Annotated in this window: 16 protein-coding genes; 14 read left to right on the top strand and 2 right to left on the bottom strand. The window is 59.0% G+C overall.

All coding sequences use genetic code 11. The annotated features are described in order from the left end of the window. Nucleotides 1-158 precede the first annotated feature (158 nt). From BBA90_RS14615 to BBA90_RS14605, 3 genes are all read left to right on the top strand, one after another. On the top strand, nt 159-746 hold the full coding sequence (locus tag BBA90_RS14615) for a Yip1 family protein (RefSeq protein ID WP_065649791.1): 588 nt from the start codon (nt 159-161) through the stop codon (nt 744-746). 186 nt (nt 747-932) lie between these two features. Further along, nucleotides 933-1,871 (top strand): D-alanyl-D-alanine endopeptidase, encoded by a 939-nt coding sequence (gene pbpG / locus BBA90_RS14610; RefSeq protein WP_065649790.1) that lies wholly within the window; start codon nt 933-935, stop codon nt 1,869-1,871. Nucleotides 1,872-2,034: 163 nt separating this feature from the next. Then, nucleotides 2,035-4,488: a DUF3772 domain-containing protein gene (locus tag BBA90_RS14605; RefSeq protein ID WP_065649789.1), complete on the top strand. Its 2,454-nt coding sequence runs from the start codon at nt 2,035-2,037 to the stop codon at nt 4,486-4,488. A 48-nt stretch (nt 4,489-4,536) separates the two neighbouring features. Here BBA90_RS14605 and dld read toward each other — a convergent pair whose 3' ends face one another. Then, entirely contained in the window at nt 4,537-6,246 is a 1,710-nt protein-coding gene (dld, locus tag BBA90_RS14600) for a D-lactate dehydrogenase (RefSeq protein ID WP_065649788.1), read from the bottom strand. A gap of 155 nt (nt 6,247-6,401) precedes the next feature. On the opposite strand from dld, the gene bglX reads away from it, so the two are divergent. From bglX to BBA90_RS14555, 9 genes are all read left to right on the top strand, one after another. Beyond that, the gene (gene bglX / locus BBA90_RS14595) at nt 6,402-8,699 is read left to right on the top strand and encodes a beta-glucosidase BglX (protein ID WP_065649787.1); all 2,298 of its coding nucleotides are present in this window, start codon (nt 6,402-6,404) and stop codon (nt 8,697-8,699) included. A gap of 74 nt (nt 8,700-8,773) precedes the next feature. Beyond that, complete coding sequence (locus BBA90_RS14590; protein WP_065649786.1) at nt 8,774-9,652, top strand: oxygenase MpaB family protein; 879 nt, start codon at nt 8,774-8,776, stop codon at nt 9,650-9,652. A 129-nt stretch (nt 9,653-9,781) separates the two neighbouring features. Then, nucleotides 9,782-10,891, top strand: a complete 1,110-nt coding sequence (locus tag BBA90_RS14585; protein ID WP_065649785.1) for a suppressor of fused domain protein — start codon at nt 9,782-9,784, stop codon at nt 10,889-10,891. A 207-nt stretch (nt 10,892-11,098) separates the two neighbouring features. Further along, nucleotides 11,099-12,994: a methyl-accepting chemotaxis protein gene (locus BBA90_RS14580; RefSeq protein WP_065649784.1), complete on the top strand. Its 1,896-nt coding sequence runs from the start codon at nt 11,099-11,101 to the stop codon at nt 12,992-12,994. Between the two features lie 203 nt (nt 12,995-13,197). After that, nucleotides 13,198-13,731 carry an isopentenyl-diphosphate Delta-isomerase gene (gene idi / locus BBA90_RS14575; protein WP_065649783.1) on the top strand — a complete coding sequence of 178 codons (534 nt, stop codon included), beginning with the start codon at nt 13,198-13,200 and terminating at the stop codon, nt 13,729-13,731. Nucleotides 13,732-13,891: 160 nt separating this feature from the next. Beyond that, nucleotides 13,892-14,800, top strand: coding sequence for a glycine betaine ABC transporter substrate-binding protein OsmF (osmF, locus tag BBA90_RS14570; protein ID WP_065649782.1), 909 nt, complete (start codon nt 13,892-13,894; stop codon nt 14,798-14,800). A 3-nt stretch (nt 14,801-14,803) separates the two neighbouring features. After that, complete coding sequence (locus tag BBA90_RS14565) at nt 14,804-15,970, top strand: ABC transporter permease (RefSeq protein ID WP_065649781.1); 1,167 nt, start codon at nt 14,804-14,806, stop codon at nt 15,968-15,970. Then, nucleotides 15,963-16,895 (top strand): ABC transporter ATP-binding protein, encoded by a 933-nt coding sequence (locus tag BBA90_RS14560; RefSeq protein ID WP_065649780.1) that lies wholly within the window; start codon nt 15,963-15,965, stop codon nt 16,893-16,895. The genes BBA90_RS14565 and BBA90_RS14560 overlap by 8 nt, the downstream gene beginning before the upstream one ends. Continuing rightward, complete coding sequence (locus tag BBA90_RS14555; RefSeq protein WP_065649779.1) at nt 16,892-17,626, top strand: ABC transporter permease; 735 nt, start codon at nt 16,892-16,894, stop codon at nt 17,624-17,626. The genes BBA90_RS14560 and BBA90_RS14555 overlap by 4 nt, the downstream gene beginning before the upstream one ends. A gap of 169 nt (nt 17,627-17,795) precedes the next feature. On the opposite strand, the gene BBA90_RS14550 is transcribed toward BBA90_RS14555, so the two are convergent. Next, the gene (locus BBA90_RS14550) at nt 17,796-18,530 is read right to left on the bottom strand and encodes a MerR family transcriptional regulator (RefSeq protein ID WP_065650490.1); all 735 of its coding nucleotides are present in this window, start codon (nt 18,528-18,530) and stop codon (nt 17,796-17,798) included. A 152-nt stretch (nt 18,531-18,682) separates the two neighbouring features. Between BBA90_RS14550 and BBA90_RS14545 the strand changes: the two genes are divergently transcribed. Together BBA90_RS14545 and BBA90_RS14540 are read left to right on the top strand one after the other, a co-directional pair. Further along, the gene (locus BBA90_RS14545) at nt 18,683-19,246 is read left to right on the top strand and encodes a helix-turn-helix domain-containing protein (protein ID WP_065649778.1); all 564 of its coding nucleotides are present in this window, start codon (nt 18,683-18,685) and stop codon (nt 19,244-19,246) included. Beyond that, a complete protein-coding gene (locus tag BBA90_RS14540; RefSeq protein WP_065649777.1) occupies nt 19,243-19,758 on the top strand; it encodes a GNAT family N-acetyltransferase in 516 nt (171 codons plus the stop codon). The genes BBA90_RS14545 and BBA90_RS14540 overlap by 4 nt, the downstream gene beginning before the upstream one ends. The last annotated feature ends 55 nt before the right edge of the window (nt 19,759-19,813 follow it).

Here is a 19,813-nt window from a genome sequence, read left to right as displayed (position 1 = left end):
CTGCACAGAACAAACACCTGAGCAGTGTAGCTGCAGACGGCTTTTTTTGTGCTGCGGGCCGCAAAAACAGGCGGGCTGGTTATACTTGAAGAGACGCTGCCTGTCGGAGTCTGACTGAATGCTAAAGGGGCGGCCCACTGCATCAGAGGAGTGATTTTATGAATCATGTCTGGGGTCTTCTGGCGCATCCGAATCAGGAAATGCGCCATATCAAGCAGGAAAACGAAAGCGTTTCACATCATTACACGCATCACGTGCTGCTCATGGCAGCGATACCGGTAATATGTGCCTTTATCGGCACGACACAATTTGGCTGGAATCTTGGCGAAAATCGCTTTATTCAGCTCAATCTGATGACCGGCATCGGTCTGGGTATTCTCTTCTATTTGTTAATTCTGGGCGGCGTCGCGGTGATGGGGCGGGTGATCCACTGGATGGCGCGCGACTATCCGCAGCGTCCCGGTATTCAGCGCTGCACCGTATTCGCCGGCTACGTGGCCACGCCGCTGTTTCTCAGCGGTCTGGTGGCGCTTTATCCGCTGGTGTGGCTCTGCGTACTGGCGGGAGCAGTGGCGCTGGTTTACACCGGTTATCTGCTCTATGTCGGTATTCCGGTGTTTTTAAATATCGATCGTGAAGAGAGTATGCGCTTCTCCGGCTCCACGCTGGCGATTGGGGTACTGGTCTTTGAAGTGCTGCTGGCGCTGACGGTTGTACTGTGGGGTTATGGGCCTCGGCTGTTCTGATATTCGCGCTTTTTTCTGAGGCCGCACATAACTGCGGCCTTTTTAACGCCCGGAAACAATCTCACTAAGAAATTTGCTCCATTTGCGCGTATTATCCTGCTGCCAGCCCGTACCCTGACAGGCCTGATGCGGGCGGCCTGTGGAGCTTTCACAGCGCAAAATTCCTGATCGGATCTCACTGACACGATGTCTGTAAAATTACCTGTTTCTCTGCTGTCGCTGGCGCTGTTTATGGCAGCCCCGGCGGCGATAACACCTGTACTGGCTGCACCCGCCGCGCTCCCGGGTCTGGCACCGCTGGCCCAGCCGCAAATCGCCTCCGGCAGCGCCATGATTGTTGATCTCGACACGGGCAAGGTGCTGTTCTCAAGCCATCCTGACCGCGTGCGACCTATCGCCTCTATCACTAAAGTGATGACGGCGATGGTGGTGCTGGATGCAAAACTGCCCATGGATGAGCTGCTCTCGGTGGATATCAGCCAGACGCGCGAAATGCGCGGTGTGTTTTCGCGCGTCAAACTCAACAGCGAAATCAGTCGCCGCTCTATGCTGCTGCTGGCGCTGATGTCCTCTGAAAACCGCGCGGCGGCCAGTCTGGCGCACCACTATCCGGGCGGCTATAACGCCTTTATCCGCGCCATGAATGCCAAAGCGCGCGCGCTGGGTATGACGCATACGCGCTATGTGGAACCCACCGGCCTCTCCACGCAGAACGTCTCCAGCGCCAGCGATCTGGTTAAGCTGCTGAAAGCGACGCGTCAGTATCCGCTGCTCGGCCAGCTCAGCACCACAAAAGAGCAGACGGCGGTGTTTCAGCACCCGAGCTACGCACTGCCGTTCCGCAACACCAATCACCTGGTTTACAAAGAGGGCTGGCGGATCCAGCTGACGAAAACAGGGTACACCGATGAGGCGGGCCACTGCCTGGTGATGCGTACGGTGATCAACAACCGCCCGGTGGCGCTGGTGGTACTGGATGCGTTTGGCAAATATACCCACTTTGCCGATGCTAATCGCCTGCGCGACTGGCTGGAAACCGGTAAAGCAGCCCCGGTTCCGGCGGCAGCGCTGGCGTATAAAAAACAGAAAGCGGGACTCACTACCAGCAACACGGTAGTGGAATAACGGCAAGGGTGCGCGCCCGCCAGCAGGCGGACCGCACCCCTTGCAAAGCGGCATATCACCCGTCCCCTGATTTGATATGCTCAATCCTGTTATCACCCGGCGGCGACCTCCTGTACGGGCCGCCACACTCATTTAACTGGCTTATTCGCTGGAATGTCGTTCTATGATGAAGTTTCGTTTTTTCACGATTCCGCTGTTACTGCTCATGCTGTGTGTGCCCGCGCTGAGCCAGGCGGATGACGCGCCCGATGTGACGCAACAGCAGCCGGCACAGGAAGAAGAAGCGCCGCCGCAGGTTAATCCGGCGGTTGAGCTGCCAAAAATGCAAAAAATTCTCGACAAGATCAAAGGACAGGTCTCGGGAGAAACCAGCGAAAACCAGCTCAACCAGCTTAATGAGATGGCGCTGGAGCTGTCGGGCAATGCAGAGACGCTGGGGCAGGCGTTACTCCCGCAGCGCCAGCAGCTTGATGCGCAGCTGGCGGTACTGGGTCCCGCGCCGAAAGCGGACAGCGGCGTTAAAGAGACGCCGGAGGTCACGCGCAAACGCCGTTCGCTGGAAAGCCAGAAAGGCAAGCTGGACGATCAGATCAAACAGGCAGAAGGCATTAAAAACGGCGCGCTGGTGCTCTCTTCACAGATTGTGAATCTGCGCCGCGATCAGCTGAAAAACCAGCTGGCGCTGAACTCCGGCAGTATTTTTGGCCCGCGCTTCTGGGCGCCGCTGGTGAGCCGCCAGGATCTTGACGGCGAAAAAATCAGTGACTTTATTACGGAGCTGAAGGCGTCGGCGGCCCTGTCGTGGGAATCGGACTGGCGTGCCGGCACCATCGGCTGGCTGGTGGCAGCCATGCTGGTGATGACGCTGGGACGGCGCTACAGCGAAGAGTTTCTTGCCTGGGTAAGTATTCACAAACTGCCGGAAGGGCGGCTGCGGCGCAGTTTCCTCGCTGCTGCCATTGCGCTGACCACGCTGGCGGCGGTGGTGCTGACCTTTAACTTCAGCGCGCTGGCGTTTACCCGCCGGGATGAAGTCTCCGGTGACGTACAGGATTTTGTTACCCGCCTGGTGCAGCTGAGCGTCTACTGCGGGCTGATTGCCGGTCTGGGACGGGCGTTTCTCTCGACCCGCCGTCCCAGCTGGCGTCTGCCGGCCATCTCTAATGAGGTTGCGCTGGCGCTGAAGCCGTTTCCGCCGATTACCGCTGCGCTGGTGTTTATCTTTCAGACCGCAGAAGCGTTTAACTACACGGTAGGCACCAGCCTCAGCACCACGATTTTTGCTAACGGCCTGACTGCACTGCTGATTGGCAGCACCGGGCTCGCCATCAGTATGCGCACCAACCGCGTGCGTCGCCGGATGACCCGGCTGGGTAACCCGCCGGAGGCGCGTCCGACAGTGGTCGGGCTGGTTCAGCTGGCGCTCACGCTGACCGCCGTGGCGATTCTGATTTCACTGACGATTGGCTATGTGACGCTGGCGCGTTTTCTGAGCTATGAAGTGGTGTGGTGCGGGATCCTGTTTGGCTCCTTCTATTTTCTGAGTCACGTCATTACCGACGGCTGTGAAAGTCTGTTCTCCACCAGCAGCGCAGCCGGACGCCGCCTGCAGAGTTCGCTGAATATTGATGAGCGCTATCTGCAGCAGGCCGCCACGCTGCTCAGCGCGCTGGGTAAAGCGCTGCTGATGGGCATTGTCGCGCTGGCGCTGATGACCGGCACGTTCGCCTCTTCGACGCCGGTAGAACTGATTCAGAAAGTAATTGAGTTCTGGGGTGGCAAAGGGCTGGAGTCGCTGAATATTGTACCGGCGCATATGGTCAATGCCCTGCTTTGCCTCGTGGCGGGTATCTGGATATTACGCTCAGTACGCCGCTGGCTGGATAACGATTTTCTGCCGAAAACCACCATGGATGTCGGCATGCGCGTCTCGCTGGTGACGCTGTTCAGCAATATCGGCTACGTGCTGATTATCCTGCTGACGCTCTCCATCATGGGACTGCAGTGGAATAAGCTGGCGTGGATCGTCAGCGCGCTGTCGGTGGGCATCGGTTTTGGTCTGCAGGAGATTGTAAAAAACTTTATTTCCGGCCTGATCCTGCTCACTGAGCGACCGGTCAAGGTAGGGGATCTGGTCAGCATCAGCGGCATTGAGGGCGATATCCGGCGTATCAATGTTCGCGCCACAGAGATTCAGCTCGGCGACAAGTCGACGGTGATTGTGCCCAATTCGCAGCTGATTTCGCAGAACGTACGTAATGCCACCATGGGAAATGCGCAGGGCGTTGTGACCATTCAGCTGACGTTCCCGCTGGATATCGATCCGGTGCGGGTGCGTGAACTGCTGCTGGAGGTCTATAACGAGAATGAGCGCATTCTGGAGACGCCTGATCCTTCCGTGTCGTTTAAAGATCTTACGCCGTCGGGCATTGTGCTGAGCGTAACCGGCAACGTCGCCAGTCAGCGCCAGATCTCAGGAGCCAAAAGCGATCTGCTGTTCGATATTCTGACGCGCCTGCGTAAAGAAGGCATTGTGCTGTCTGCACCGCAGACCATGATCATCGAACGCCGCGCGCTGGCGGCGGCCACACAGGAGCAGGATCCGCCGCAACCCTGAGTCAATGGCAGGGTGGTTATCAGGCCACCCTGCGCATGAGTGCCGGTCTCAGGCTTTTACTGCCCAGCCTTTCTGCTTGCTGGTTTTACCGATGCCGGGGTTAAAGGTATTGGTCGGATCCAGTTCCCGATAAAACGCCTGCAGCTGCGGTTTCGCTTTATAGAGATGACCCACGTTATGTTCCGCGGGATACTCGGCGCCGCGTGCGCTGAGCAGCGCCAGCATCCTTTCTTTTAGCGCGTGCACGTCCACGCCTTTTTTCACAATGTAATCCTGATGGAACACATGGCAGAAGAAGTGGCCATAGTAGAGCCGGTGGATCAGATCGTTATCAAACTCCGGCGGCAGCTGTTCAAACCACTCTTCATCGTTGCGTCGCAGGGCAATATCCAGTGCCAGAATATCTTCCACGTCATCCGCATGTACTGCGTGATAGCGCACAGCAGCCCCGGCGGCGGCAAACCGATGCAAAAACGCATGCGATCCCTCTTTGCTGTCGCAGGCGAAAAACTCCCCGCCGCCCTCACGAAAATAGTCCTGCAGGTACGTCTGCGCCTCGGCAACGCCTTCGCCGGACATTTTCAGCATCAGGTGGTGTTCATACTTATCGCGGTACTGCTTAAGGCGTTTTGGCAGGTGTGCCGGAAACAGGCGGCTGATACGCTGCAGCAGACGATCGGTGAAGTGCGGTTTCACAAAGCTGAGCTTGTTCAGCCAGGCATCCATCCGTCCCTTGAGCGTGAAAAAGAGCGGCATCTTATCGGTGCCGAGCTTGTCGATCATCACGAAAGTATCTTTGCCGTACACTTCGGCAATATCGAAGATATCGCGGTGCATATATTCACCCGCCACCGGCAGATGGGTGAACTCTGCCAGGATATGACGGCGGATGTCGCCCAGCACGGCGGGGTCGTTGGTGCCGATATAGAATACCTGCTGCTGTGGCTCAGTCGGAAAGGTATCCAGACGCACGGCAAACACCGCAAGCTTACCGGCGCAGCCGGAGGCTTCAAACAGCCGGCGGGCGTCAGCGTTAAAGCGCGCCGGCGTATCGGCGTGAATATCACGTACCCGCCCGGCGTATTCATGGTCCGAGGCGTGACGCTCATCCCAGCGCACATCGCTCTGCTGCCAGCGCTCATCATCCAGCCGCCCGAGGATCTCTTCCGGCGAGTGGCCCAGGTCGATCCCCAGATGATTAACCAGCTTGAGTTTACCGCTGGCGTCCACCTGCGCAAACAGCGCCATCTCACTGTAGGCTGGCCCGCGTTTGATCAGCGAGCCGCCGGAGTTATTACAGATCCCGCCCAGTACTGAAGCACCGATGCAGGAGGAGCCAATGACCGAGTGCGGCTCGCGCCCCAGCGGTTTAAGCGTTTTCTCCAGCTGATAGAGCGTGCTGCCGGGAAACGCGAGGATCTGTTTGCCGCCATCAATCAGCTGCAGCCGATCGAGACGCAGGGTGCTGACGATCACCACCGGACGATCGTAATCGTTGCCGCTGGGCGTGGAGCCTTCCGTCAGGCCGGTATTGGCCGCCTGCATCAGAATAATAGCGTCCGCGCTGACCAGCGCCTGCAGGACCCGCCAGAGTTCGAGCAGCGACCCCGGAAAGACCACCGCCAGCGCATCGCCCGCGCCGGAGCGAAAGCCGGTACGGTAGCGCGCGGTTTGCTCCGCATCAGTCAGCAGATGAGAGGCACCAACCAGACGGCGCAGGTCGGCAACCAGTGCAGGATGAGAAAGGTGAGAATTCATGAGCCTGTCCTTGTCGTTAACGTGGCGTTTCTACTGTAGCACGCGGCGCGGCTCTGGTCGCCGTGTGACAAAGGCGGCTACCTGCTATCCTCATCTTGTGGCACACTGCCCCGCTAATCTTCATTGTGCGCAGTTACTTAAGAGAACCCAACCTGATGAAATGGATTTACTCTGTTAGCCTCGCGGTCTCCCTGGCTCTGCAGCCGGCGTTTGCCGATACGCTGCGTGAAACACATCCCCTGACGGAGCAGGCGCGCGACGCGTATGTCAGCCAGCTGCTCAGCAAAATGACGCTGGACGAAAAGATTGGCCAGATGCGGCTGATCAGCGTCGGACCCGACACGCCGAAAGAGGCGATTCGCGATATGATCCAGCAGGGGCAGGTTGGGGCAATTTTTAATACCGTCACCCGCCAGGATATTCGCGCCATGCAGGATCAGGTGATGCAGTTAAGCCGCCTGAAAATTCCGCTGTTTTTTGCCTACGATGTGGTGCACGGCCAGCGCACTATTTTTCCGATTCCGCTGGGCCTCGCGGCCAGCTGGGATCGCGATGCGATTGGTGAGGTGGGACGTGTTTCTGCTTATGAGGCCGCGGATGATGGTCTGAATATGACCTGGGCACCGATGGTGGATGTCAGCCGCGAACCGCGCTGGGGACGAGGCTCAGAAGGCTTTGGTGAAGATACCTATCTTACGTCGCAGATGGGCAGCGCCATGGTCAGAGCGATGCAGGGCAAGAGCCCGGCCGATCGTTATGCCGTGATGACCAGCGTGAAACATTTTGCCGCCTACGGCGCGGTGGAAGGCGGACGTGATTACAACACCGTGGATATGAGCCCGCAGCGGCTGGCGCAGGACTACCTGCCGCCTTATAAAGCCTCGCTGGATGCCGGCAGCGGTGGCGTGATGGTGGCGCTGAATTCGCTGAACGGTACCCCGGCCACCGCCGATGGCTGGCTGCTGAAAGATCTGCTGCGCGATCAGTGGAAATTTAAAGGCATCACCATCAGCGATCACGGCGCGATTAAAGAGCTGATCAAACACGGCGTGGCGAGCGATCCGCAGGATGCGGTGCGCATTGCGCTGAAGTCAGGCATCGACATGAGCATGAGCGATGAGTACTACAGCAAATATCTGCCGGCGCTGGTGAAACGCGGGGCAGTGAGTATGCGTGAAATTGATGACGCTGCCCGTCACGTGCTCAATGTAAAATATGACATGGGGCTGTTCAACGATCCGTACAGCCACCTCGGACCGCAGAGCAGCGATCCACAGGATACCAACGCTGAGAGCCGCCTGCACCGTGCCGAAGCGCGCGACGTGGCGCGCAAGAGCATGGTGCTGCTGAAGAACTGGCGCGAGACGCTGCCGCTGAAGCGTGACGCGACCGTGGCGCTGGTAGGGCCGCTGGCGGACAGCCAGCGCGATATCATGGGCAGCTGGTCAGCTGCGGGCGTGGCAAAGCAGTCGGTGACGCTGCTGCAGGGCATGCGCAATGCCATGGCAAACAAAGGCACGCTGCTGTACGCCAAAGGGGCTAACGTTTCAGACAACAAAGGTATTCAGGGTTTCCTCAATCTCTATGAGCAGGCGGTCAGCGTGGATACGCGTACCCCGCAGCAGATGATCGATGAGGCGGTGGCTCAGGCAGAGAAAGCGGATGTGGTGGTCGCTGCGGTGGGTGAGGCGCAGGGCATGGCGCATGAAGCGTCGAGCCGCAGTGAACTGGCGATCCCGGCCAGCCAGCAGAAATTACTGGCGGCCCTGAAAGCCACCGGCAAGCCGCTGGTGATTGTGCTGATGAATGGCCGGCCGCTGACGCTGGTGAATGAAGACCGCATGGCGGATGCGATGCTGGAAACCTGGTTCAGCGGCACGGAAGGCGGCAATGCCATCGCTGACGTGCTGTTTGGCGATTACAACCCTTCCGGTAAACTGCCGGTCACGTTCCCGCGGTCAGTGGGGCAGATCCCGCTTTACTATAATCATCTGCCTACCGGGCGACCTTATAATCCGGAAAAGCCGAATAAATATACCTCCCACTACTACGACACGATTAACGGTCCGCTCTATCCGTTTGGTTACGGCCTGAGCTATACCCGCTTTACCGTTTCACCGGTGACGCTCTCTGCGCGCACGATGCCGCGCAGCGGCAGCATTGAAGCGAGCGTAACGGTGACAAACAGCGGTAAACGCGACGGGGCGACGGTGGTACAGATGTATCTCAACGACCCGGTGGCGAGTATCAGCCGTCCGGTACAGGAGCTGCGCGGCTTCCGGCGTATTATGCTGAAAGCCGGAGAGTCACAAACCGTGCGCTTTACCATTGATACTGACGCACTGAAATTCTGGAATCAGCAGATGCAGCACGTGGCGGAACCCGGCAAATTTAACGTTATGATTGGCCTGGATTCCGTACGCACTCAGGATGCGCAGTTCGACTATCTTTAACGGATAACCGCGTCTCCCGGTCGCCAGGCCGGGGGCGCTATCCCTGACGCCTTTTTATCCGACACCACGCCACCATGACGCTTCGCAATCGCATTGAACAGCAGATCTTTCGCCTTAACGGGCTGGCACTCAACGAGTTTGACCTCTCGCAGCCGCCCGGCGATCCCGGCTTATTTGGCCCCGACTCCACTATCTGGCGCATCCACGGTGATTTTCCGGCGATGCTCTGCGGCGGTATCAGCGCCCTGATGCTGCAGATGCTGCATCCGGCGGCGCTGGCCGGGGTCTGGGATCACTCCAGCTTCCGTCAGGATATGCTCGGCCGGCTGCGCCGCACCAGCCAGTTCATCGCCGTAACGACCTTTGGCAATACGGCCGATGCCCGGACGCTGATTGAACGGGTGAAGCGCATCCATCTGCAGGTCAGCGGCACGGACAGCAACGGTAATCCTTACGCGGCCAGCGATCCGCATCTGCTGACCTGGGTGCATGTAGCGGAAACCAGCCGTTTTCTGGCGGCCCATCTGCGCTATAAAAACCCGGCGCTCAGCCGGACTGAGCAGGACCGCTACTATCAGGAAGCGGCGCAGGTGGCGATTGCGCTGGGTGCAGAGCAGGTGCCGGCCAGCGTGGCGGAGGTAGCGGATTATCTGCAGGCGATACGTCCTGAACTCTGTTTTGATGCGCGCACCCAGGAGGTGATGACGCTGCTGATGAATGCGCCGGCGCCCGGCTGGCAGGCGCGACCGGCAATGCGCACGATGCTGCAGGCGGGCATCGGCTTACTGCCGGAGTGGGCACAGCTGCAGCTGCAGCGCCCGGTCAGTCCGCTGACGCAGTGGCGCACCGACCGGCAGATGGCGCTGCTGGCGCGCCTGCTGCGCTGGTCGATCCAGCGCGGCGCCTGGTCACGGGCGATGCAGCGTATGGGCCGTGACGTCCGCTACCGCTGAAGCAAAGTCAGGCGCTCAGCGCGAGCGCAGCCGCACTTTGAGAGTTTTACCCTTGTCTCACATGGCGCGAGTGCCGATCCTGCTCTATTCTCGGGGAAAATGGATCCCTCCAGGCATTGTCGAGGCGTTATGACCAGTTACCCTCTGATTGCTGAGGTGCCGAATCAGCAACATACTTTAACCGCGATCGTCGAACAGGATGCGCGCACTGCCTATTTTTATATCTGGCCCAACGACCTGTTTCGCAGCCAGTACGCTGTTCGCGGCTGCTGGCTGCGCAACCTTCTGCCGGCACCGGCAGAGGAAGATCGCGAAGCGATGGAGCAGGGGATCGCGCCGCTGCTGAGCGCAGAGTATTGCCGCACGCTGGAGGCAGAGCCAATGCTCGATCCCGCAGGCCTGCAGATACTGTGGGAGCCGGATGATACCGGTGCTGCCCTGTGGTACTACGGCCAGCTGCTGGCGGTGATCCCTGGCTGGAGTCTCTATCAGAGCAAACAGGTCAGCTTCTCAGCCGGCTGTATCAGGAAAAACCGCCTCACGGCGCCGCTGGGTTCAGCCTCCACCAATGAATACTATGCGCGTGCTGAGCAGCAGCGTCACTTCTGGCGTGACTGGCACGACGACCAGCAGTGGGAAAAAATCCAGCATGAAATGCTGCAGGTGTACCAGGCGCAATTTGGTGAATCGGTCAAATATTACGCTATCGATCAGGGCAGCTGGCCGCCGATGGCGCTTTCTCAGCACTGGCACAACGGCGTCTGGTATTTTGTCACGCTGGGGATGAGCATTCGTCCGATGCCGCAGGTCGATTATCTGTTTGAAGAGCTGGCACCCCAGTACCGGCGGGTTGAACTGGCGCTGGCGGTAGATGGCGAGGTAATGACCGAGGCCAACGCGGTGCAGATGGCGAGCGCGCTGGCGGAGTTTGCACACCTGCCGTGGGCACGGCTGACGTGGATTGGCGAAGGGCATACGCTGGCGTCTGAAGTGGCACCGGTCGGCTTTGAAAGTTTCCTGCTGGCTAACGCGCTGGCACCGGAGGCGGCGTCGCTGCGATTGCCGAAGCGCGACGGCGACCGGCCGGAGCTGCTCTGGGCGACGCCGATCACCGAAGCGGAACGCCACTTCGCACAGTCAGATGAACAGGGCGGACAGCAGCTGCTTCAGCGGCTGCTGGCAGAGGGAAATAGCCATATCTTCCGGCCGCGTCAGGAGGTTGTGGCGCCGCCTCAGTAAATGCCCGCCCTTCTTCTGTGAAGAGGGGCGCGCTGCCGGTACCGGCAGGCGATTTTCCGCTGTGCTTCCCCCCTTGTTTCTTACCGCAGAAAATAGTCACCCGATTCAACTATTTGCTTTTTTTGTGATCCCGCCCCTCTCAAGTTCCCTATTAACACGCCGTTAACATCGATCAGGCAACTCGCCAACCAGGGTAAGGGCATCCGAATGTTTAAAACCACGCAATCCCGTTTTACCGCGACGCTGGTCGCGTTTTTTGTTGTGCTGATGCTGGTCACCGTGCTGGTGATCAATCAGTTTATCGCACCGCAGCTGAGTCAGAATGAGAGCCGCCTGGTGCGCTATGAGGTTGATGGCCTGGCCGGACGCATTGTCGAACAGATGAACCGGGTTCAGGCGCAGCAGCGGGCGATAACGGAAGCTGCCGGCGTGATGGAGAGCGCGACGATAGATATTCTGCTGCCGGCGCTGGTGAACCAGTACCAGGACAGTAACGTGTTTGGCGGCGGGATCTGGCCGCTGCCGAACCGGCGCGATCCGGCAAAAGAGAAAGACAGCACCTTTTTTGCGCGCAATGCCAGTAATCAGCTGCAGGTCAATACCTACTGGAATTCTGATGCGGCTGATAAGTACTGGGAGCAGCCGTGGTACAAAGCGGGGATGGCCGCAGCAAAAGGGCAGTGCGCCTGGGCTAAAGCCTATCAGGATGCGGCCAGCCCGCAGCCGCGTACCAACTGCGCGATGGCTATCTATCGCGACGGCAGCGTCTGGGGCGTGGCTACCATTGACGTAACGCTGGGCTTTTTTAATCAGCTGGCGAAGCAGATGGGGGACGCCATTAACGGCCGCGTGCTGATTGTGGAAGCGGATGGCAAAGTGGTCGGCAACGCGGCGCTGCTGGACGGTGCGCCAAAGCTGGAAAACCTGAGCGAGACCCGGCTGCCGATGGCTGCTGCACTGAAGTCGCTGCTGACGCAGGCGGGTAGTGAGCCGGCGCAGACCACGTTCAGCGGCGAGGATGGTGAGCATACGCTGTTCCTGCAGGCGATCCCCGGCAGCCCGTGGTATCTCGCCAGCGACGTGCCCTCCAGCCTGCTGGATGCGCAGACGCACAGTATGCTGACGCGGCTGGGCGTGGTGCAGATCCCGCTGGCTATCATTCTGCTGCTGGTATCGCTGGGCTTTGTCCGCGCAATGATGAAACGTCTGGGCGTACTGCACAAAAACATTGAAGCACTCTCCACCGGCGGTGCCGACCTGACGCAGCGCCTGCCTGCCAGCAATAGCCCGGAATTTAACGCCGTGGCAGAGAGCTTTAACCAGTTTATCAGTTACCTGCAGGGGCTGATGCGTCAGGTTGGCGACAGCGCGCTGGCGATCACGGCAGCCTCGCGTGAAATCGCCAGCGGCAACGCCGATCTCTCTGCGCGGACCGAATCGCAGGCCAGCTCGATTGTAGAGACGGCAGCTTCAATGGAGGAGCTGACCGGCACCGTGCGCCAAAACGCCGATAACGCCACCCACGCCAATCAGCTGGCTGACGGCGCGGCCACCGTGGCGGCGCGCGGCAGTGAAGTCGTGCGTCAGGTCGTGACCACCATGGGAGAGATCCATCACTCATCGCGTAAGGTCGTCGACATCATCAGCGTCATCGACAGCATTGCGTTTCAGACCAACATTCTGGCCCTGAACGCGGCGGTTGAAGCGGCACGCGCCGGCGAGCAGGGACGCGGTTTTGCGGTGGTGGCCTCAGAAGTGCGTAATCTCGCGCAGCGCTCAGCTAACTCAGCACGCGAAATTAAAAAGCTCATTGAGGAGTCGGTGGCAAATATCGACACCGGCAGCCAGCTGGTTGAACAGGCGGGACAGACCATGGATGAGCTGATGCAGGGCGTCAGCAGCGTCACCACGCTGATGAGCGAAATCATGTCCGCCAGCCGTGAGCAGAGCATGGGCATTGACCAGGTTAACGTCGCGATCACGCAGCTGGATGGCAGCACCCAGCAGAACGCCGCGCTGGTGGAGCAGGTCTCTTCGGCTGCACGCGCGATGGAAGAGCAGAGCGTACAGCTGGAACAGGTCGTGCAAAGCTTCAGGCTGTAACCGTACTAACCCTGATTGCGGTGGCGCACACGCTGCCGCAATCTCATCATGCTTTACCTCTGCATACCTTCTTCTTCGCCGATTCAGATTAAGCCTGCTAAGCTTATTTTTTTACCGCGCCAGCGCACGAAACGCGCGTGATTTTCTCCGCTGCCGCCGCGGTGATTGTGTACAATAGCAGGGATTTTTCTGAAGGAGCCCTCATGCCTGCCATAGAAGTTATTCTTGTTGACCACCTCGATCGTCCCACCGGCAAGATGGAAAAGCTGGAAGTGCATGAAAAAGGCTTACTGCATCGCGCAGTCACGGTTTACGTGTTTAATTCGCGTCATGAGCTGCTGCTGCAGCGGCGTGCCAGCAGTAAATATCACTGCGGCGGGCTCTGGAGTAATACCTGCTGCAGTCATCCCTTCCCGCAGGAGCCAACGCGCGACGCGGCCGAACGTCGTCTGCGTGAAGAGATGGGACTGGACCTGGCGCTGACGCCGGTGTTTGAGCTGAGCTACAACCTGCCGCTCAGCAACGGTCTGATTGAACATGAGTATGGTCACGTCTTTTTTGCCATCAGCGATGAAGAGCCGGTGCTGAATCCGGAAGAAGCGGACGCCTGGTGCTACCGTTCGGTCGGGCAAATCCAGCAGCAGATGCAGGCCGAACCGGAGCAATTTACCCCGTGGTTTCTGCACACTTTCCCGCGCATTCCGCATACGCTGGGTGACTTTCGCCTGACCGCCTGACACGTCTCCTCTTTCGGGCGTACCACGCCCGTGCTGTACGGGGCAATTTTTGCCCGGCTTAACAAAACAGACGTAAAATCTCCGCTTTTTTCCCGTCGCCTGCTGCGCCAGGCTACGCTTGTTTATCACCAGGTGCTAAACAGGGCGTAAGGAAAACATCATGATTAAACAGGGTTTACTGGGGCTGATTGCCCTGTCACTGAGCATGGGCGCGGCGCATGCCGCCGATGCGGTTAAAGTAGGATCGAAAATCGACACAGAAGGCTCGCTGCTGGGCAATATCATTCTGCAGGTACTCAATAAGCACGGTGTAAAAACCGTGAATAAAATTCAGCTTGGCAACACGCAGGTGGTACGCGGCGCCATCGTCGCGGGCGAACTGGATATCTATCCGGAATATACCGGCAACGGCGCATTCTTTTTTAACGATGAAAAAGCAAGCGCCTGGAAAAATGCGCAGCAGGGTTATGAGAAAGTCAGACAGCTTGATGCAGAAAAGAATCATCTCGTCTGGCTGACGCCGGCACCCGCAAATAACACCTGGACCATCGCCGTGCGTGGTGACGTGGCGCAGCAGCATAAGCTGACCTCGCTTGACGATCTCAGCGCGTATCTGAAACAGGGCGGCGAGTTCAAACTGGCTGCCTCCGCTGAATTTATCGAACGCGGCGATGCCCTGCCGGCGTTTGAAAAAGCGTATAACTTCAAACTTAGTCAGTCACAGCTGCTCTCGCTGGCCGGCGGCGATACGGCGGTCACCATTAAAGCTGCGGCGCAGAAGACCTCAGGTGTTAATGCGGCTATGGCGTACGGAACGGACGGCCCGGTAGCGGCACTGGGTCTGCAGACGCTGAGCGATCCCAAAGGCGTACAGCCAATCTATGCACCGGCGCCGGTCGTGCGTGAAGCGGTACTGAAGCAGTATCCGCAGATGAAAGAATGGCTGCAACCGGTGTTCAGTAAGCTGGATGAAAAAACGCTGCAGCAGCTCAATGCGCAGATTGCGGTGGAAGGGCAGGATGCCAGCCAGGTAGCAACAGCGTGGCTGCAGCAGAACAAGTTGCTGTAAAAGGTGAGACAGCTGCTGTTGCGCCCCGGCCGGCAGCCGGTCACGCTGCTGCTGACGGCGCTGATCACGCTAACGCTGCTGACGCTGCCGTTTCTGCGCTTCGCCGCTAACCGGCTGGTCTCGGGTGAGCCGCTGATGGCGTGGCAGGTTGCGCACGCTGGCTGGCTGGTGCTGCCTGTCGCGGTACTCTGGCTGAGCCTGTTCGGGCTACCGGGCCGGCGTACATCACTGTTCACGCTGCTGGGCGCACAGGGGCTGCTTGTACTGCTCATCGGCCTCGGCGGCAGCGGGGCCAGCGAGCTGGCACGCAGCAGTTCACTGCTGGCGCGTACGGCACCTGGCAGCGGTTTATGGTGTGCGGCCGGATTAACGCTGCTGCTGGCAGCTGAAGCGATCAGAACGATAAGCGGGCAGGTGGTCTGGCGCATCCTGCTGAATCTGCAAACCGGCGTGCTGCCGCTGCTGCTTTTACTGACCGGCTGGCTGGATCAGCTTTCGCTGCTAAAAGAGTATGCCAGCCGCAGCACCACTTTCCATGCGGCCTTTAGCCAGCACCTGCTGCTGGTCTGCGGTACGCTGGTGCCTGTGCTGCTGGCAGGTGTCCCGCTGGGACTGGCCATTGCGCGACGTCCTGGCTGGCAGCGGCCGGTATTCAGCCTGCTGAATCTGATCCAGACCATACCCTCTGTGGCGCTTTTCGGCCTGCTTATCGCACCGCTGGCGGGGCTGGCTGCACACTTTCCCTTGCTTGGTCGTCTTGGCATCAGCGGTATCGGTATGGCACCGGCGCTGATTGCGCTGGTGCTTTATGCGCTGCTGCCGCTGGTGCGCAGCGTGGTCGCCGGGCTGGCGCAGGTGCCGCCTGAGGTACGTGAAACCGCACGCGCTATGGGCATGAGTGCCGGGCAACAGTTCTGGCAGGCAGAGCTGCCGCTGGCGCTGCCGGTCTGGCTGGCCGGTTTACGGGTGGTAGTGGTGCAAACCGTGGGTCTGGCAGTCGTGGCGGCGCTGATTGGTGCGGGCGGCTTCGGGGCTATCGTCTTTCAGGGATTGCTGAGCAGCGCGCTGGATCTGGTTCTGCTGGGTGTGATCCCGGTGGTGGCGCTGGCGGTACTCTGTGATGCGCTGCTGCGGCTGCTGTCCGCGCTGCTGGAGAAAAAACATGATTGAGTTTCATGATGTAAGTAAACAGTTTGCCGGAAAAACGGCGATTTCCCGCCTCTCTTTGCAGATTAAGCAGGGGAGTTTTACGGTTCTGATCGGCACGTCCGGATCCGGTAAATCGACCCTTCTGAAGATGATCAACCGGCTGGTGGAACATGACAGCGGCGAGATCCGCTTTGCAGGCGAGCCTATCGAACAGATGAATGTTCGCGCCCTGCGCCGGCGCATCGGCTATGCCATTCAGTCAATCGGCTTATTCCCGCACTGGAGCGTGGCGAAAAACATCGCCACCGTGCCATCGCTGCTGGGCTGGCCAGCGCAAAAAATAGCGGCACGCGTAGCGGAACTGCTGGCGCTGCTGAACCTTGATCCCCGGCTGGCGACCCGCTATCCGCACCAGCTTTCCGGCGGACAGCAGCAGCGGGTTGGCGTGGCGCGCGCGCTGGCTGCCGATCCGGAGCTGCTGCTGATGGATGAGCCCTTCGGCGCGCTCGACCCGGTAAACCGTCAGGCGCTGCAGCAGGAGATGCTGCGCATTCAGCGGCTCACTGGCCGTACCATCGTGCTGGTTACACACGACATTGATGAGGCGCTGACGCTGGCCGATCGGCTGGTATTAATGGATAACGGTGAAATCGTACAGCAGGGGGCACCGGTTGCACTGCTGACGCAGCCCGCCAGCGACTTTGTCCGTAACTTTTTTGGCCGTAGTGAGCTGGGCGTAAGGCTGCTGGCGCTGGGGCAGGCGGGCAGCGTGGCGCGCCGCGGCGAATGGGTAGAGGCCGAGCCGATTGCCGCCGCGCTGTCGCTGCGCGAGGCGCTGTCGCAGTTTATTGCGCGCGGGACCGACAGGTTACCGGTAGTGGATCAGCAGCAGCGGGTAGGTGTGCTGCATTTCAGCGATCTGCTGCGCCCGCGGGACGTTCAATGAAGCGCCTGTTATACGAGCCGCTGAGCTGGCTGATCGCGCTGTTTTTACTGCTGCTGTGGGGATTGCCGCACAGTGAACCGCTGTTTGCGTACTGGTTTCCGCAGCTTGAGCGCCCGCTGTATCAGCAGGAGAGCTTCTGGCGCCTGACGCTGGCCCATCTCTGGCTGGTCGCAAGTGGCACCCTGCTGGCAGTGATCGTGGGCGCGGGCGGGGCAATTTTCGCTACGCGCCGCTGTGGCCGTGCGTTCCGTCCAACGCTGGAAACGCTGGCGGCGGCAGGGCAGACGATCCCGCCGGTTGCAGTGTTAGCGATTGCCGTGCCGGTAATGGGGTTTGGCGCCACGCCTGCCATTGTGGCGCTGTTTCTTTATGGCGTATTGCCGGTGCTGCAGGGGACGCTGGCGGGCATTGAGAGCTTACCGGCCAGTAACCGGGAGATCGCAACCGGACTGGGCATGGGGCCGTGGCGGCGCCTCTGGCAGATTGAACTGGCGCTGGCTGCGCCGGTAATGATGGCAGGCATACGTACATCGGTGATGATCAATATCGGCACAGCAGCTATTGCGTCTACAGTAGGCGCTGCCAGCCTCGGCTCGCCCGTGATCATTGGTCTGAGCGGCTTTAACACCGCCTATGTCATTCAGGGAGCCATACTGGTTGCGCTGCTGGCGCTGATTTGCGATCGGCTACTGGAGCGGGTACAGCGCTGGTTTACCGGGTATGCAGAATAAGGCTGTAGCCTACCAGCATCATGCCACCCATGCCGCCAATCGCCATAATCGCGAACAGCGTACCGATAAAAATTTTATTCCAGTTCATTACAGTACCTGATTGATGCCGGGAGTCAGGCATAATAACGCGCGCCCGGCGCAGGAAAAAGGCCTGACGTGCGGTTTTACATTACGCCGGTTCATGCATCTGTATTGAAAAACCCTGCGCCTGCCAGTGCTCAAACTGCTCCTGCTGACGCCGCGTTGGCCGTTTTCCGGTCCAGATAAACAGATGCTGGCCCGGAAAGAGTTCAGGGCGTGGCATATCCAGCGGCTCAGCCAGTACATCAATACGCCAGCCGTGCTGCGCCAGACGCCAGGCTTCCAGCCAGATACGGGTGCGATCTTCCACAGCCCAGCCGATCATCAGCGCATCTTTACCCGGCTTTTTGCGCGCCCCGGCCAGACAGAAAGCAACGTAATCGATGATAGCGCCGTCCAGCAGACTGCACATGGTACGGGCGGTGTTTTGATCGAGACCCAGACGCTGGCGTACCGGCACAAAAACGTGATCGATCAGTGCATCAATAGGGTGTTCACGTCCGATGGTGGCGATTTTGGTACGCAGTTTTGAAGCGCGTACGTGACGCAGCACGCTCATCAGCTCTTCCTGCAGCGCAGTCCAGCCATCGTGTACATTGATCGTTTCGCCTTCAAGCAGCGCTTTTACTTTGCCCACGGGCACGCCACTCTCTATCCAGCGTTTAATCTCTTCAATACGCTGAACATCTTCATCATCAAATTGGCGATGACCACCTTCGGTGCGCTGGGGCTTTAACAGACCGTAACGTCGCTGCCAGGCGCGAAGTGTTACCGGGTTTATTCCACAGCGCTCGGCAACATCGCCGATACTGTATAAGGCCATAATGTCCTCAAATATTGCGACCTGCATAAAAACACCTTAACCGTCGGGGCTGCCTTGTACAATCTTTATTTTATTGTACAACTTGAGTTTTATCCCGGTTTTCGGTTAATTCTCAAATAAGAGATTTTTTTCTCATATTTGAAAGGGGCATTATGTCAGCAACTGAAACGAATAACCGGCTGGCGCTGCGGCTTGCTGAACTTCGCGAACAGCAGGGCTGGTCGCTGGATACACTCGCTCAGGCTACAGGCATCAGCCGGGCCTCATTGTCGCGCATTGAGCGCGCTGAGACCAGTCCTACCGCGGCATTACTCAACCGGTTATGTCATGCTTATGGCGTGACAATGTCACGTCTTCTGGAGGAGGTTGAAGATGAGACGGTGCTGCTGATAAAAGCTGACCAGCAAACCTGCTGGCACGATCCCGACAGCGGTTTTCAGCGTCGTACCCTTTCTCCTCCTGCAAGGCAGTTTAAAACAGAATTGATTGAAGGGGTACTCCCGCCAGGCGCACATATTCACTATGACATGCCACCCCTGTCCGGGCTTGAGCAGCATATCTGGTTGCAGAAGGGCGGCTTAACGATCGTCATGGCAGATCAGCGCTGGACGCTGGCCGCCGGCGATTGCCTGCGTTTTCACCTGACGGGACGATCTGCGTTCAGCGCCGATGCGCAGGCGGGCGCCCGTTATATTCTGGCGGTATGCAAACCATGATAACGTTCTCTCAGCTTACTGCTGCCAGCGCAGCACACGCGCTCGCGCCGTTAAGCGATCTGCTGCAGGCCTGTGTGGCGGACGGCGCCAGCGTGGGCTTCACCGATGCCCGCGATCGGCAGGCGATAGAGCGCTTCTGGCAGGCGAGAATCGCGACATTATCCGGCGGGAGTGATGACCTGCTGGTGGCATGGCAGGAGCAGATCCCGGTAGCAACCGTGACGCTGAGCAGCTGCACGATGCCTAACGGTTACCATCGGGCAGAAATCAGCAAGCTGCTGGTACACCCGCAGCAGCGGCGGCAGGGCATCGCGCGTCAGCTGATGCTGCGGGCAGAGGCACGGGCACGGACGCGGGAAAAAACGCTGCTGGTGCTGGACACCCGCAGCGGGGATGTGGCCAGCCAGCTTTATCTCTCCCTGGGCTGGCAGATCGCCGGCGCTATTCCGCACTATGCCTGCTCAACGGAAGGGGTCATGGAGGCGACCACCCTGATGTATAAGCTGCTGTAACAGGAGGCGGGTTCGAAAAATCACCCGCTGAGGCTGACGCTGTCAGATTACTGTG

It is taken from the genome of Pantoea eucrina, from assembly GCF_001691555.1.
Taxonomy (GTDB): domain Bacteria; phylum Pseudomonadota; class Gammaproteobacteria; order Enterobacterales; family Enterobacteriaceae; genus Pantoea; species Pantoea borealis.
The sequence above is the reverse complement of the archived record's forward strand: the minus strand, read 5'-3'. Positions and strand labels throughout refer to the sequence as shown.

Bases quoted from the DNA above. Each gene is read 5' to 3' on its own strand.
- BBA90_RS14550 (WP_065650490.1), bottom strand. From the start codon at position 18,530: ATGGCCTTATACAGTATCGGCGATGTTGCCGAGCGCTGTGGAATAAAC.
- BBA90_RS14545 (WP_065649778.1), top strand. From the start codon at position 18,683: ATGTCAGCAACTGAAACGAATAACCGGCTGGCGCTGCGGCTTGCTGAA.
- BBA90_RS14555 (WP_065649779.1), top strand. From the start codon at position 16,892: ATGAAGCGCCTGTTATACGAGCCGCTGAGCTGGCTGATCGCGCTGTTT.
- BBA90_RS14605 (WP_065649789.1), top strand. From the start codon at position 2,035: ATGATGAAGTTTCGTTTTTTCACGATTCCGCTGTTACTGCTCATGCTG.
- BBA90_RS14580 (WP_065649784.1), top strand. From the start codon at position 11,099: ATGTTTAAAACCACGCAATCCCGTTTTACCGCGACGCTGGTCGCGTTT.
- osmF (WP_065649782.1), top strand. From the start codon at position 13,892: ATGATTAAACAGGGTTTACTGGGGCTGATTGCCCTGTCACTGAGCATG.
- idi (WP_065649783.1), top strand. From the start codon at position 13,198: ATGCCTGCCATAGAAGTTATTCTTGTTGACCACCTCGATCGTCCCACC.
- BBA90_RS14540 (WP_065649777.1), top strand. From the start codon at position 19,243: ATGATAACGTTCTCTCAGCTTACTGCTGCCAGCGCAGCACACGCGCTC.
- BBA90_RS14590 (WP_065649786.1), top strand. From the start codon at position 8,774: ATGACGCTTCGCAATCGCATTGAACAGCAGATCTTTCGCCTTAACGGG.
- dld (WP_065649788.1), bottom strand. From the start codon at position 6,246: ATGAATTCTCACCTTTCTCATCCTGCACTGGTTGCCGACCTGCGCCGT.
- pbpG (WP_065649790.1), top strand. From the start codon at position 933: ATGTCTGTAAAATTACCTGTTTCTCTGCTGTCGCTGGCGCTGTTTATG.
- BBA90_RS14560 (WP_065649780.1), top strand. From the start codon at position 15,963: ATGATTGAGTTTCATGATGTAAGTAAACAGTTTGCCGGAAAAACGGCG.
- BBA90_RS14615 (WP_065649791.1), top strand. From the start codon at position 159: ATGAATCATGTCTGGGGTCTTCTGGCGCATCCGAATCAGGAAATGCGC.
- BBA90_RS14585 (WP_065649785.1), top strand. From the start codon at position 9,782: ATGACCAGTTACCCTCTGATTGCTGAGGTGCCGAATCAGCAACATACT.
- bglX (WP_065649787.1), top strand. From the start codon at position 6,402: ATGAAATGGATTTACTCTGTTAGCCTCGCGGTCTCCCTGGCTCTGCAG.